At 76.3% G+C, this 13771-nt stretch carries 10 protein-coding genes; all 10 read right to left on the bottom strand.

Annotation, left to right across the window (positions count from 1 at the left end; all coding sequences use genetic code 11):
• Positions 1-62: 62 nt before the first annotated feature.
• Complete coding sequence (locus BUE45_RS09775; RefSeq protein ID WP_143173323.1) at positions 63-1421, bottom strand: L-fucose/L-arabinose isomerase family protein; 1359 nt, start codon at positions 1419-1421, stop codon at positions 63-65.
• 107 nt (positions 1422-1528) lie between these two features.
• Positions 1529-2221 carry an L-ribulose-5-phosphate 4-epimerase gene (locus BUE45_RS09770; protein ID WP_073377915.1) on the bottom strand — a complete coding sequence of 231 codons (693 nt, stop codon included), beginning with the start codon at positions 2219-2221 and terminating at the stop codon, positions 1529-1531.
• Positions 2218-3894 (bottom strand): ribulokinase, encoded by a 1677-nt coding sequence (gene araB, locus BUE45_RS09765; RefSeq protein WP_073377913.1) that lies wholly within the window; start codon positions 3892-3894, stop codon positions 2218-2220. Before araB ends, BUE45_RS09770 begins: the two co-directional genes overlap by 4 nt.
• Positions 3895-4473: 579 nt before the next feature.
• Entirely contained in the window at positions 4474-4695 is a 222-nt protein-coding gene (locus BUE45_RS09760; protein WP_143173314.1) for a hypothetical protein, read from the bottom strand.
• A 91-nt stretch (positions 4696-4786) separates the two neighbouring features.
• Complete coding sequence (locus tag BUE45_RS09755; RefSeq protein ID WP_073377907.1) at positions 4787-6064, bottom strand: cytochrome P450; 1278 nt, start codon at positions 6062-6064, stop codon at positions 4787-4789.
• 121 nt (positions 6065-6185) lie between these two features.
• Positions 6186-6467, bottom strand: coding sequence for a hypothetical protein (locus BUE45_RS09750; protein WP_073377905.1), 282 nt, complete (start codon positions 6465-6467; stop codon positions 6186-6188).
• A gap of 49 nt (positions 6468-6516) precedes the next feature.
• Positions 6517-8559 carry a CocE/NonD family hydrolase gene (locus BUE45_RS09745; protein ID WP_073377902.1) on the bottom strand — a complete coding sequence of 681 codons (2043 nt, stop codon included), beginning with the start codon at positions 8557-8559 and terminating at the stop codon, positions 6517-6519.
• A 14-nt stretch (positions 8560-8573) separates the two neighbouring features.
• On the bottom strand, positions 8574-9863 hold the full coding sequence (locus tag BUE45_RS09740; RefSeq protein WP_073377900.1) for an ATP-grasp domain-containing protein: 1290 nt from the start codon (positions 9861-9863) through the stop codon (positions 8574-8576).
• A gap of 253 nt (positions 9864-10116) precedes the next feature.
• Positions 10117-11583, bottom strand: coding sequence for a pyridoxal phosphate-dependent decarboxylase family protein (locus tag BUE45_RS09735; RefSeq protein ID WP_073377898.1), 1467 nt, complete (start codon positions 11581-11583; stop codon positions 10117-10119).
• Entirely contained in the window at positions 11573-12922 is a 1350-nt protein-coding gene (locus BUE45_RS09730) for an MFS transporter (protein WP_073377896.1), read from the bottom strand. Before BUE45_RS09730 ends, BUE45_RS09735 begins: the two co-directional genes overlap by 11 nt.
• Positions 12923-13771 lie beyond the last annotated feature (849 nt).

The raw sequence follows: 13771 nt of genomic DNA, 5'->3' as shown, positions 1-13771 counted from the left end.
GGGGCGGTGCCGGAGGGCGGCCGGGGCGCGGGGGCGGGCCGGCCCGCCCCCGCGCGGCCGGGTCAGACCGGTACGTACTCGATGCCGGTCAGCCGGCACAGGACCTGCCAGTCCTGCGCCCGGCGGCCGGTGTTCATGACCATGTGGTGGGTGCCGCCCGCCCGGAGCCAGGCGTCCATGCACCCCTGCACCCCGCTGTCGGGCCGGAAGCTCCCGTAGGGCATCTCCAGGGCCGGCAGCTCGGCGCCGTCGAGGACCTCGCCCTCGGCGACGACCAGCCGGAACCGGTCCCCGCCCAGGGCGACCAGGGAGGCCAGGGTGGCCGGGCCCGGCCGGTACCGGAACAGCAGGGTGGGCGGGTCGGCCAGGCCGCCGATGCCCAGGGGGCGCTTGATGAGCCGCACGGGCTCGTCCTCGCGGGCCAGCCGCCAGTTGCCCTCGCCCATGTGGCTCATGAGGATGGAGTCGCCGGGGAAGTCCATGGCGTACATCTCGGTGAAGTGGCCGTCCCCCGCCAGGCGGTGGCCCGCGTAGACGATCGAGGCGGCGAGCACGTCGCCCTCCCCGGCGAACCCGTACCCCTTGGCCATCAGGGTGGAGGCGGCGGCCATGGGCAGCCGGGTGAAGCGGCCGTCCTCGCCGATCGCGTCGAAGTGGGTGGAGTAGGCCCCGCAGCCGGACTCCTCCAGCAGCAGCTCGATGCCCAGCTGCATCCTGGCGTGGTCCTCCCGCTCCTCCTCGGACAGGCGCCCGTCCACCTCGAACACCGAGTCCTCCCAGGACATGAGGTCGCGGACGGCCTCCCCGGGCAGGCCGGCCATGGTGCGGTGCAGGGCGCCCGGCGCGATGACGTGGACCTCGGGGCCGACCACGCGCAGCAGCGAGGTCTCGTCGACCCGCGCGTCGCCCATGCCGTTCATGGGGTAGCCGAACACGCCGACCCGCAGGCGGCGCAGGGCGCACACGGCGCGGGCGGCCCGGGCCCAGCGGCCCACCCGCTCCCCGAACTCCGGGCTCTCCCAGTCGCCGGTGACTACCTCGAACGGCACCTGCGCGCGGACCAGGGCGTTGGCGGTGTCCTGCGCGCCGTGGATGCCCTGGTTGTAGGTCATGTCGTCCATGTCCCACGAGGCGCTCACGGCGGCCTCGGGCTGGATGTTGGCCAGGGCCAGCGGCAGCCGGGACCCGCTCAGCGCGCGGGTCACCCGCAGGGACGGCCCGTAGGTCAGCATGACCACCAGGACGCCGTCGAGGCCGGCCTCCTCGAACTCCCGCACCGCCCGTTCGGCGTCCTCGCGCCCGCGCACCGGCGGGGCGACGGTCCACTCGGCGATCCCGGAGAGCCGCTCGGCGACCCGGGACGCGTACCGCGCCTGGTGCTCGGTGATGCCGGGGATCATGTCGTCGTAGAGCGGCTGCATGATGCCCAGCAGCCCGATGCGCGGCGGGCCGTCCTGGACGGCGCTGCCGGGGGAGGGTGCAGGGGCGGGGGGTACGGGCACGGGGGTCTCCTCGCTGTCGGGGCGGCTCACTGGCCGTAGGCGGTGCGGTAGCGCTCGTGGAGCGCGTCGATGTGCTCCTGGGGCAGGCGTTCGACGGGGCCCGCCTGCCGGGCGATGTGCACGGTGTGGGCCGCGTCCTCGCACATCACCGCGGCCTTGACCGCCGACGCCGCGGTGGGCCCGACGGTGAACACGCCGTGGCCGCGCATGAGGACCGCCGGGGAGCGGTGGCCCGCCAGGGTGTCGAGCACCCCGCGGCCGATGGCGTCGTCGCCGATGAGCGCGAACGGCCCCACCGGGATGTCGCCGCCGAACTCGTCGGCCATGGCGGTGATCACGCAGGGGATGGCCTCGCCGCGGGCGGCCCAGGCGGTGGCGTAGGGGCTGTGGGTGTGGACCACCCCGCCGATGTCGGGGCGCTCCCGGTACAGGTGGGCGTGGGCGAAGGTGTCGCTGGAGGGGCGGTGGCGCCCCTCGACGACGTTGCCGCGCAGGTCGCAGACGACGATGTCCGCGGGACCCAGGTCGTCGTAGGAGACGCCGCTGGGCTTGATGACCATGAGGTCGGCGCCGGGGACCCGGGCGGAGACGTTGCCGCTGGTCCAGGTGACCAGGTTCCAGCGGGGCAGCTCCGCGTGCAGGTCGCTGACCCGCGCGCGCAGCTCCTCCACCGCCTCGCGGTGGGCCGCCAGGGCCTCGGCGGGCGTGCGGGCGGTCATCGCGGCCCCCCGCCCCGGGCGGCGGGGGCGGCGGCCCGGGCCCCGTTGCGCAGCGCGCGCAGCCGGTGCAGGGCGTCGCTGCCGCCCCGGCCGAAGTGGTCGTGGAGTTCGGTGTAGACGGTGAACAGCTCCTCGTAGGCGGCGGTCGCGGCGGGGTCCGGTTCGACGGGGTCGGGGCGGACCCGGGCCATGGCGGCCGAGGCGGTGTGCAGGTCGGGGTACAGCCCGGCGGCGACCGCCCCGTGGACGGCGGCCCCCAGGGCGCTGCCGTGCTCGGTGGCCGCGATCCGCAGGGGCAGGCCCAGGACGTCGGCGTAGACCTGGAGGACGAAGGGGTTGCGCACCATGCCCCCGGCGACGGTGAGGTCGTGGACGGGGACCCCGGCCCCGGTGAAGGCCTCGACGATGGTGCGGGCGCCGAACGCGGTCGCCTCCACCAGCGCGCGGTAGACCTCCTCCGGCCGGGTGGCCAGCGTCGTGCCGGCGAGCAGGCCGGAGAGCGAGTGGTCGACCAGGACCGAGCGGTTGCCGCTGTGCCAGTCCAGGGCGACGAGGCCGTGCGCCCCCACGGGGGCGCCGGCGGCCCGGCGGGAGAGCAGCTCGTGGACGGAGACCCCGAGTCCGCGGGCCTCCTCGTGGTAGTCCGGGGGGACGTGGGTGTCGGCGAACCAGCCGAAGATGTCGCCGACCCCGCTCTGGCCGGCCTCGTACCCCCAGGCGTCCGGGGTGATGCCGTCCCGGACGAGGCCGCACATGCCGGGGACGACGGCCCTGACGTCGGAGTTCATCACCAGGCAGGTGCTCGTGCCCATGATGGCGAGCATCCGGCCGGGGCCGGTGGTGCCCGCGGCTGCGGCGGTCACGTGGGCGTCGATGGCGCCCACCGCGACCGGGGTGCCCTCGGGCAGGCCGGTCCAGGCCGCGGCCTCGGCGGTGAGGCCGCCCGCGCGGGTCCCCGGCGGGGAGAGGGGGTGGTCGAGCCGTTCCCGCGCGAAGTCCGCCATGCGCGGGTCCAGGGCGGCCAGGTACTCCCGGGACGGCCAGCGGCCGTCCTGGTACAGGCCCTTGTACCCGGCGGTGGAGGTGTTGCGGGTCTCGGCGCCGCACAGCCGCCAGACGATCCAGTCGGCGGCCTCGATCCAGCGGTCGGCGCGCGCGTACACGTCCGGGTCGTCGCGCAGCACCTGGAGGGCCTTGGCGAACTGCCACTCGGAGGAGATGCGGCCGCCGTAGCGGGCCAGCCAGGGCTCGCCGCGCTCGGCGGCCAGGGCGGTGACCTCGTCCGCCTCGGGCTGGGCCGCGTGGTGGCGCCAGAGCTTGGGCCAGGCGTGCGGGCGGTCCGCGAGCCCGGGCAGCAGGCACAGGGGGGTGCCGTCGGCGGTGACGGGCAGGAAGGTGCAGGAGGTGAAGTCGGTGCCGATGCCCGCCACCCGCCCGGGCCGGACGCCGGCCAGGCGCAGGGCCTCGGGGACGGCGTTGCGCAGGACCTCCTCGTAGTCGCGGGGGTGCTGGAGGGCGGTCTCCGGTTCCAGGTCCCCCGCGGTGCCGGGGAGGCGGTCGGTGATGACGCCGTGGGGGTAGGCGTACTCGGCCGTGCCCAGCTCCGCGCCGTCGGAGACCCGGACCACGACGGCGCGGCCCGACAGGGTCCCGAAGTCGACTCCGACGACCACGGAATCCGCTGCGGGAGTGTTGTGCGCGCTAACATTCGGCGGCAAGGGCGCTTCCTTCCGAGATGGGGAGATTGAGAGGGATCGGGTGGATGGTGCCCTGAAGTCGGGGGGTGTCGGTTTCGGGGGATGGGGGTATCGAAGAGGGGGAACGCGAATGTGACCCAGGCAATATTGTTCGCGCTAACATTTTGGAATGTCAACCCCCCGCGGTCCGAAGGTCCGCCCGCACCGCGGGGCGTGCCGCCACCGCCCGGCGGCGCGGTCCGCGCCGGACCGTTCCACGGGCGGTGCGTCCCCGGCCGGTGCGCTGTCCCCCCGCCGGGCGGGCCCGGCGCGTTCCGGCGCCGGTCACGCCGGGCCCGGCGTGACCGGCCGTTCGCCCCGGTGCGCGTCCGCGCGGTTCTTCCCGGCCCCGCCCTGCTCCGCCGCTCCACCGCCGCCGCCCCCCGCGGCGCCGTGCGGGCCGGCCCCCGCACGTGGCGGCGGGCGCACCGCCCCTCCCGCGTCCGCCCCTCCCGCGTCCGGGCACGCGGCGGCCCCGGAGGGGCGGTGGCACCGCCCCTCCGGGGGACCGGCGGGTCAGGCGTCGCCGCGGGGCGCGGGCGGGTCGCCCTCACCGTCCGCGTCGCGCATCTCGCCGGTGCTGCGGTTCCACCCGGTCGGGTACTCGCGCCGCTCCGGGGCCGGCTCGCCGTTCTCCGGTGTGCGCCGGTCGTCCGCGGTGTTGCGCCGCAGGACCAGCACCACCAGCAGCACGATCACCGCGACCATCACCACGGCCACCACCCATGCCCATTCCATGTCCGTCACCTCTCCGGTTCGGTGTTCGTTCGGTCGACCGCGCCGCCCGCCGGGGGCGGCCGGTCCGGGACCCGCGGCGGTGCGGCGCCGGTCACGGCGCGCCTCCCAGGGAGAACCGCAGGGCCGTGTGGTCCAGGGACACCGGCAGGTCCGCGGCGGACAGCGGCACGCCGGCGTCCGTGCGCGCCGGCGGCGCCCCGCCGGTGAGCGCCCCCAGGAACCGGGACGCGGCCGTCAGCACCACGTCCCGCCCCGGGCAGCCCGCGGGCCCGTGGCTGAAGGGCACCAGCCCCGGCTCCGCGCGGGCGGTCCCGTCCAGCCAGATCCGCGGCGCGAAGGCGTTCGCGTACGGCAGCCGCGGGTCGCGGTGGAAGTACGAGCTCACCACGACGAACGCCGTGCCCCGGGCGAACACCCGGCCCCGCAACGCCGTCTCCCGCACGGCCTCGCGCAGGATCACCAGCGTGGTCGGCCACAGCCGGACCGACTCCTGGAGCGTGGCCGCCCACCGGTCCGGACGGCCCGCCGCCGCGTCGGGGTCCGTGCCCCGCGCGCCGAGCAGGGCCAGGGCCCGGAACGAGGCGATCGCCGTGGCGTCGAACGCGAAGAGCCAGTGCGCCACCTGGTCCTCGGGCCGCACCCGGGGGTCCCGGGGGAGCCGCGCGGCCAGGCTGCCCGGCGCCGCCCCGGAGATCCCCGCCCGCACCCGGTCGAGGAACTCCCTGCGGGTGCGGCGGTCCACCGGCAGGGCGTAGGCCCAGTCGGCGCGCGAGCGCAGGTGCCGCAGCAGCACGGTGGTCAGGTGGTCCCCGGCCGCGTGCTCCCCGAACACCAGCCTGCGCGCCAGCGCGTCGAACGACGCGGAGAACCGCGGCCAGTCCAGCGCCCCCGCGCGCCCCAGGGCGTGCCGCAGGACCCGCGCCTCCTCGTCCGCCTGGAAGTCCAGCGCGCCGGTGTCGGGGTGGGGCCGCCCGGTCGCCAGGGCCTCCTCGTTGGCCTCCCGCCGGGGCCCGCGCTCGTCGGCGTCGGACACCAGCACCCCGTGCGGCTGGAAGTGCTCCAGCGCGCCCCGCTTCTCCCGGCCGCCCGGGGAGAACGGGTCCGGCGTCCCCTCCAGGAGGTGGCGCACGTCCCCGGGCGCCAGTACGAGGGCGAGGGGGCGGCCGGCGACGGTCAGCGGCAGCGGGCGGTCCCCGTGCCGCTCCCGCAGCTCCCGCAGCAGGGCGCCGAGCCTGCGGTCCGCGCCGGCCGCCGCGGCCAGGGCCTCCCAGCCGGGGCGGCGCACGATCACCCCGCGCGCCACCTGCGCGGCCAGCAGGGGCAGCAGGCGCGCCTTCTCCAGCGTCCCGGGACCGGGGTCCGCGCCCATCGGCCTCACTCCCTCTCCGCCCGCGGCGGCGTCCGTCGTCGTCCGTGCACGGGGGCGACTACCCGTCGTTGCGGGGAGCGAACATGTCCGGCCCCGGGCGCCGTGCCCGGGGCCGGACCCCTCACCTCACCGGCGGGTCGCCGCCCTCCGGCGGCGGCAGGTCGTCCGCCGCCGGTCCCCCCTCCGGCCCGCGCCGGGCGCTCCCGGCGCCCGGGCTCCGGTCCCACCCGGTCGGGTACCGGCGGCCGTCGGGCCGCTCCTTCCAGTAGTCCGGCGAGCGCACGGCCCGCTGCTTGCGCGCGACGTCCCGGCGCAGCACCCAGATGACGAACAGGATCACCAGCACGGGGATCGCCGCGTACACGAGGACCATCAGCGGCCCCGCGGAGATCGGCCCCTCCATCGGCACGCTCCTTTCTCACGCGGGCGCGGCCGGGTCTTCGGCCGCGTCCTCACACGTGGTCGCGCGGGATCGTCTCGCTCCACTGGCGGGAGAAGATCCGCTCCCCGCCCTCGAAGGCGTCCAGCGTCCCGTACACCCGGAACTCCGTCTCGGTGCACTCCAGCGAGGTGCGCGTCTCGGTGCGGGTGTCCCAGCCCTCCCGGGCGAACCGCATGGTCCAGGAGGTCTCGCCGCGCACCGACGTGAAGTCGTCGGCCACCGACTCGTAGTGCTCGTGGGCGCGCCGCCCCACGTCCAGGCCGATGTCCTCGAAGCGCAGGATGCCGCCGTCCTTGACGATCTCCAGCGAGGACCGGGTGTCGACCAGGTCGCGGCGCACCTCCCACCGGTGGTCGGGCGTCCCGCGCCGGGTGGTGGGGATCTCCGGCGTCGTCTCGGGCTCGCCGAAGGGCCGGGCCCCGGCGCCCTCGCCCGCGGGCGGGGGCCGGACCGGCAGCGACAGGGAGCTGCCGCCCGGGTGCACGGTCAGCAGGACCGGCCGCGGCGGGGGCCAGGCCAGCGGCCAGTACGACGTGGACAGCGACAGCCGGATGCGGTGCCCCGCGGGGAACACCTGGGCGACCCCGTTGAGGACGACCCGCACCCGCCGACGCTCGCCCGGCGGCATCTCCTCCGGCTCGCCGTGCCCGTTCCGGTGGGTGAGGTTGAGCAGGCCGAACGTGACGCGTGTGGCGGCCCCGTCGGGGGCGATGTCGCTCAGCCGCGCGGCGACCATGGCCACCGGGGCGTCCACGGACACCTCCAGCTCCACCTCGGGCGCCCCGAGGATCTCCACCGGCTCGTCCAGGACCTCGGTCTCGAAGACCAGGGAGCCGCCGTCCTCCTCGCGCTGGTCGTAGGGCAGGTCGGGCGGCGCGTTGTAGGAGGCCCACTTGCCCGCGAACTGGCCCACGCTCAGCGGGGAGGACACGCTCAGGGGGCCTCCCGGCGACTCGTCCTCGGGCGGGGTGACCCCGTCCGAGGCGAACAGGCGGTGCGGTCCCAGCCCGAAGCCCGTCCGCTCGATCCCGGGGGAGGGCCACCGGTCCTCGCGCACCCAGCGCCCGGGCCGCTCCTCGTAGGACGTGGCGGGCGGGACGGACTCCTGCATCCACGCCCACAGCGCCGGCCCCTCGTCCACGCCGTTCTCCACCCCCTTGAGCCAGTGGTCGAACCAGCGCACGACCTCCTGGAGGTAGCCGATGGCGGGGCCCGGCAGGCCCAGGTGGGGGTAGCGGTGCGACCAGGGGCCGATGAGCCCCCGGCGGGGCGCCTCCAGGGTCTCCAGCACCCGCAGGACCGCGTTGGAGTAGCCGTCGGCCCAGCCGCCGGCGGCGAGCACGGGGCAGGCCACCCGCTCGGGCGCCTCGATCACGGAGGCGTGCCTCCAGTAGTCGTCCCGGCGCTGGTGGTGCAGCCACCTGATGATCCAGGGCCGGTTGGCCTCCAGCCGCTCCAGCCACATCCGCCGCCACCGGTCGCCCACCGTCGCCGGGTCCGGCGGGCAGGTGCCGAAGGCGAAGGTGGTCCCGGACTCGGCGAGGTTGTCCGAGAGCAGGCAGCCGCCCATGTAGTGGAAGTCGTCGTTGTAGCGGTCGTCGGTGAAGGAGGCGACGGCGATGGCGCCCAGGCTCGGCGGGCGCCGGGCCGCCACCTGGAGGGCGGCGAAGCCGCCCCAGGACAGGCCCATCATGGCGGTGGAGCCGTCGCACCAGGGCTGTTCGGCGAGCCAGGCCAGGACCTCCTCGGCGTCCTGCTGCTCGCGCTCCAGGTACTCGTCGGCGAGCACCCCCTCGGAGTCGCCGCTGCCGCGGATGTCCACGCGGACGCAGGCGTAGCCGTGCCCGGCGATGTAGGGGTGGTGGGTGGAGTCGCGTACCGCGGTGAGGTCGCGCCTGCGGTAGGGGATGTACTCCAGGACGGCCGGGACCGGGGAGGTCTCGGCCGACACCGGCAGCCAGGCGCGCCCGGCCAGGCGCACCCCGTCGGACATCGGGATCCAGAAGTGCTCCTCCGTCCGCACCTCGTTCGGCAGGGTCTCGATCACCCGCATGGGACCTCCTCCCGTCAGCGGCCGTCGCCGGGCAGCTCGTCGAACTCGAAGGCCAGCTCCTCGGCGCACCGCTCGTACTTGGCGCGCATCTCGGTCTCGTCGGCGCCGCCGATGACGATCTTGGCGAGCTCGTAGCTGTAGCTGTCCTGTGCCTGGAGGTCGGAGAGGCGCTGCCCCTCCCGAGGCACGACCACGACCTGTACCCCCGGCACCTCCTCCTCCAGCCGGCGGACCTCCTCCGGGGTGGGCACCCGGGTGACCAGGCCGTCGGAGAAGCGGCGCAGGTACCACTCGGCGGCGATGGCGTACTCCCCCCGGGTCCCCTCGGGCAGGGCGGGGTCCCCTCCCAGGGCGAGCCGGAGCATCCGCTCGTGGTTGGCGGCCCCGTCGACCAGCTCGAACAGCGAGGCGTGCGCCTGGGAGTGGCGGGGGTTCACCTCCAGCACCCGGATGTCGTCCTCCACCGGGTCGTAGAAGTACTCGATGCTGAACGTCGAGTCGTCCAGCCCGAGCCTGCCGATCACCCGCTCGGCGATCGACGCCATGCGCCGCCGGACCCCCTCGGGCAGGGTGGAGGGGTACTGGTGCCGCAGGAACGCCGGGCTGGCCGGGAAGTCGACCGAGTCCAGGGTGGCGTACACGACGCACTCGCCGTTGTGGACGTAGCCCTCGACGGCCACCTGGAGGCCCTGGAGGGCGGCCTCGGCCAGGCAGGAGGTGCCGCCCGCCTCGGCGATCTCCGGGGGCAGGTCCACGCGGCGCAGGATCTCCTCGAAGGGGAGCCCGATCTTGCCGATGCCCTCGCGCAGCTCGGCGACCGCGGCGTGGAACTCCTCGTCGTTCTCGACGCGGAAGGCCAGTTCGGAGGAGGCCGACTTCACGGGCTTGAGCCACAGGGGGTAGCCGGGCTCGGAGGGCGGCACCGGGTTCTCCAGGTCCACGAGGGCGAAGGCGGGGTACTCGTCGATGACCTCGCTCTGGAGGAGGCGGCTCCAGTACTTGTGCTCGCACCGGACGACGGATTCGAGGGTGGGGGCGGGGAGGCCGCGGTGCGCGGCCAGGATCGGCACGAGGAGGGTGACGGGGAAGTCCCAGTAGCCGGCGACGGCGTCGACGCTCCCGTCGAACGCGTCCAGGGCGCGCAGGGCGTCGGCGACGGTCTCGTCGATGTCCAGGTGCTCGGAGCGCAGGGAGTCCAGGGTGGACAGGGGGTGCAGGTCGGCGCCGCGCCCGGTGGGGGTCCTCTCCAGGATCTCCCGGTTGCGGTCGTCCAGACCGAGGATGAAGACGTTCTTTCGTTGCATGGGACCTCCTGATTCCCTCGGGTGCGCCCCGGTCTCCGCCCGCCGGGTCAGGGTCCGGGCGACCGGGGCGTGGGGGATGTGGGAGGCCGACTACCCGAACCCTGCATCCTCAATCGGACGAAAACAGGAGATACCTCCGCCGCGGGGCGGGGCGGGGGTGCCCGCCCCGGAAAGCCGCGGTGCGCGGGCCCGGCCGCCGGAGCGGGGGCCGGGCCCGGGGTCGGACGGGGGCGGAGGCCGGTCCCGTCCCCGCTCAGGGGGTGTGCGGGGAGTTGAGCACGGACAGGAACCGCACCAGCAGCGCCTCCCGGGCGGCCGGGGCGAGCCCGTCGAGGATCGTGTTCACCGCGGCCGTGGGCGAGCCGCCCGGGCCGCCCAGGGTGACGCCGACCGCGGAGAGCAGGTCCGCGAACCCCCGGTCGTCCACCGCGGACAGGTCGAGTCCCTCCACCGCCCCGGCCAGGCCCCCGGGCAGGTCCGGGCGCCGGCCGCGCACCGCCGCGACCGCGTCGGCCAGCACCTCCAGCAGCGCCTCCACGCCCGCCAGCGACACCCCCGTCAGGGTCAGGTGCAGGTTGGGCGGGATGCCCGCGTACGACAGCTGCACCTGGAGGAACCACCCCGCCCGCGCGACCTCGTCGGCGAGCACGAACACGTCCACCTCCGGGTCGGAGGAGGCCAGTGCCACCAGCGGCGCGTCCGGCTCGCCCAGCACCCGCAGACCGGGGATGTCCGCGACCCCCGCGCGCAGCCGGTCGGCCGCGGCCGTCGCCTCGGCGGCCAGCTCCCGGTACCCCGAGGCGCCCAGCGCCTGGAGGGTCGCCCACGCCCCGGCCAGCGGCCCGGCGCCCTTGCTGCTCTGCACGGTGGAGTTGATCACCGTGTAGCCCGGCCAGTCCGCGCTCGCGTAGTACGCCGCCCGCCGCAGCCCCTCCCGCGCGAACAGCACGACGGACGCGCCCTTGGGGGCGTACCCGTACTTGTGCAGGTCGCAGGAGATCGAGGTGACCCCGGGGACGGACAGGTCGAACGGCGGCGCGCCCTCCAGCCACGGCAGCACCCAGCCGCCCACGCAGGCGTCCACGTGGCAGGGCACCCCGCGCCCGGCGGCGATCGCGGCGATCTCGGGCACCGGGTCCACCACCCCGTGCGGGTACGACGGGGCCGAGGCGACCACCAGCGCGGTGCGCGGACCGACCGCGCCGGCGACCGCCGAGGGCACCGCCCGCAGGGTGACCGGGTCCACGGGCACGGTGACGGGTGCGAGCCCCAGGTAGTGGCAGGCCTTGCGGAACGCCGGGTGCGCCGTCACCGGCAGCACGACCTCCGGTACGTCCCGGGGGCCGCCGGCGCCCTCCGCGCCGGGCCCGGCGGCGGGCGGGGTCCAGGAGTCGCGGGCGGCCTTGACCGCCAGCATGATGGACTCGGTGCCGCCGCTGGTGAAGATGCCGGGCGTGCCCGCGTCCCCGCCCAGGACGGCGGCGACCGCGCCCACCACCCGCCCCTCCAGGGCGACGGTGCTGGGGAACGCGGTCGGGTCGAGCCCGTTGACCTCCAGCATCTCCAGGTATGCCCGGCGGCCGGCCTCGCGCACGTGCGGGCGCCCCGGGTCGTACACGTAGGCGGCCACCCGCCCCTCGCGCACCGGCAGGTCGCCCTCCTTGAGGCGGGCCAGCTCGGCGAGCAGGTCCTCGGTGGAACGTCCGTTCTCAGGCAGCACTCTCGTCTCCCACGACACTCTCGGGTCCGGCGGCGGTCGATTTCGCGAAGGCGAGCAGCGGCACCAGGCTCACGAGGAACAGCGCCGCGGGCAGCAGGGTGAACCCCTGGCTCAGGCCCATCAGGGCGCTCTCCGGCTGGACGGCGGCGGTGGCCGCGTCCGAGGAGCGGAACGCCGTCGCGGCCAGCACCGCGGAGAACAGCCCCGGACCCAGCGCCATCGCCCCCGTCTCCAGGCCGGTCCACAGTCCGGTGAAGGCCCCCGCCTGGGCCTGCCCGCTGCGACCGGCGTCCGCGCGCACCGTCTCCGGCAGCAGGGACAGCGGCAGCAGTTGCAGCCCGGTGTAGAAGACCCCCACCAGCCCGGTCCCGGCCAGCACCGCGGCGGCGCTCCCGGTGAGCACGGCGGGGAACAGCAGGGCGGACGCCGCGGTCATCGCGGCCAGCGCCGCCAGGTAGCAGTTCACCGTGCCGAACCGCCGCGCCAGCGCCGACCAGGCGGGCACGGCCACCAGGCTCGGCCCGACCACGCACACGAACATGGCGGAGGTGAGCCCGTAGTCGTCCAGCAGGTGGGCGGCCACGTAGGGCGCCCCGGCCAGCATCACCGACACCGCCAGGGCCTGGGTCGAGAACGCGGCGGCCAGCGCGAAGAACGGCCGGTTCCCGCGCGCCGCCCGGAACGCGGCGACGGGCCCCAGCGTGTTCGGCCCGGGGCGGCTCGGGATCCACCGCGTGCCCAGGGCGGCGGCCGACAGCGCCGCGCACAGCACCGCCCCGATGACGGCGCCCATGGCCGCGTGGCCGGCCCGCCCGCCGCCCGCGGCCTCCACGACCAGGGGCGCGAGCCCTCCCGCGGCGAGGATGCCCAGGGTCAGGCACACCACCCGCCAGGACACGGCGCGGCTCCGCTGGTCGCGGCGGGGCGAGATCTCCGCGGGCAGCGCCGCGTAGGGCACCTGGAAGAGGTTGAACGCGGTCGTGGCCAGCAGGAACGCCGCTCCCACCCACAGCGCGGACCAGCCCGGGGACCCTGCGGGCGCGGCGAACACCGCGGCGAACAGCGGCGGCAGGGCCAGCGCCCCGGCGAGCATCAGGCGAAAGCGCCCGCCGGTGCGCACGGCCTCCCGGTCGCTGGCGACCCCGATGGCCGGGTCGACGAGCATGTCCCAGACCTTGGGCAGGACCAGTACGAGCCCGGCGAGCCCGGCGGCGACGCCGAGCACGTCGGTGAGGTAGTAGAGGAGCAGCAGGCCGGGCAGGGCGGAGAAGACGCCGGTGCCCACGGAGCCGATCCCGTAGGCGAGGAGCCGGGGGCGGGGGAGCGGGGCGGCGCTCACGGGGCGCGGCCGGGGAGGGTTCGGGGGCCGGGGACGGGACGGGGGGATGCGCCGGGACGGTCGACGTGCGTGCGCCCGGTGTGCACGGGGGAGTCCACCCGCCGCACGTTACCCCCGGCACGCGGGCACGGGCAACGGCCTCCGGGAGCCGCACCGCCGTGACCTCGGATGTCGCGCGGCGTGGCGCGGGGCCCTCCCGGCCGTCGCCGCCGGTACCGCGGCGGCGGGCCGCCCGCCGCCCGGGAGTGCGTGCGGGCCCCGGGCGCCGCCGGCGCGGGTTTTCCGCGCCGCCGCCGCGGGTAGCCGTGTACACATCCCCTCCGCACGAGAACCCGGACCACCCAGGACACGACAGGAGGGGCGGCGAGCGGCGACACCGCGCTCCCGGGAGGCGGCCCGCAGAGGGCGGGCCGCCGGCCGGCACCGCCCCCCCGACAGCACGGAGGAGAGATGCAGACCGTGCACCGATCACACCGTTCGCACGAGCACCCGACGTCCCGGCCGCACCGCTCGGCGCGGTACCGGCTCCGCTATCCCGAGCCGGTGCCGGACCCGCCGATGCCGCCGGACCCGTTCCCGCCCGTGCCCGCACCCGTGCCGCCCGAGCCGGGGCCGGACCCCGTACCGCCGGGCCCCGGCCCCCTCCCCGAGCCGCCCTCCCCGGAGCCCCAGCCCGAGCCGGTCTGACCCGGCAGGGGCGCCGCCGCGGGTGTGCGCCCGCACGCCGGTCCGCCCGCGGCGGGGCCTCCGCCGCGGAGCCCGGCACGGCGCGCGCCCAGCGGGACGGAGGAGGGCGGGAGTGAATTCGTTCGGTAAGGGGGATTGACCGCAGCGTGACGGGCGCTTAGG

The sequence above is a fragment of the Nocardiopsis flavescens genome, assembly GCF_900141985.1.
Taxonomy (GTDB): Bacteria; Actinomycetota; Actinomycetes; order Streptosporangiales; family Streptosporangiaceae; genus Nocardiopsis; species Nocardiopsis flavescens.
Note: the sequence above shows the minus strand (reverse complement) of the source record. Positions and strands in the feature narration are given on the sequence as shown.

Coding starts and splice junctions, on each gene's coding strand:
- BUE45_RS09755 (WP_073377907.1), bottom strand. CDS start 6,064: ATGGGCGCGGACCCCGGTCCCGGGACGCTGGAGAAGGCGCGCCTGCTG.
- BUE45_RS09745 (WP_073377902.1), bottom strand. CDS start 8,559: ATGCGGGTGATCGAGACCCTGCCGAACGAGGTGCGGACGGAGGAGCAC.
- BUE45_RS09740 (WP_073377900.1), bottom strand. CDS start 9,863: ATGCAACGAAAGAACGTCTTCATCCTCGGTCTGGACGACCGCAACCGG.
- BUE45_RS09760 (WP_143173314.1), bottom strand. CDS start 4,695: ATGGAATGGGCATGGGTGGTGGCCGTGGTGATGGTCGCGGTGATCGTG.
- BUE45_RS09770 (WP_073377915.1), bottom strand. CDS start 2,221: ATGACCGCCCGCACGCCCGCCGAGGCCCTGGCGGCCCACCGCGAGGCG.
- BUE45_RS09750 (WP_073377905.1), bottom strand. CDS start 6,467: ATGGAGGGGCCGATCTCCGCGGGGCCGCTGATGGTCCTCGTGTACGCG.
- BUE45_RS09775 (WP_143173323.1), bottom strand. CDS start 1,421: ATGCAGCCGCTCTACGACGACATGATCCCCGGCATCACCGAGCACCAG.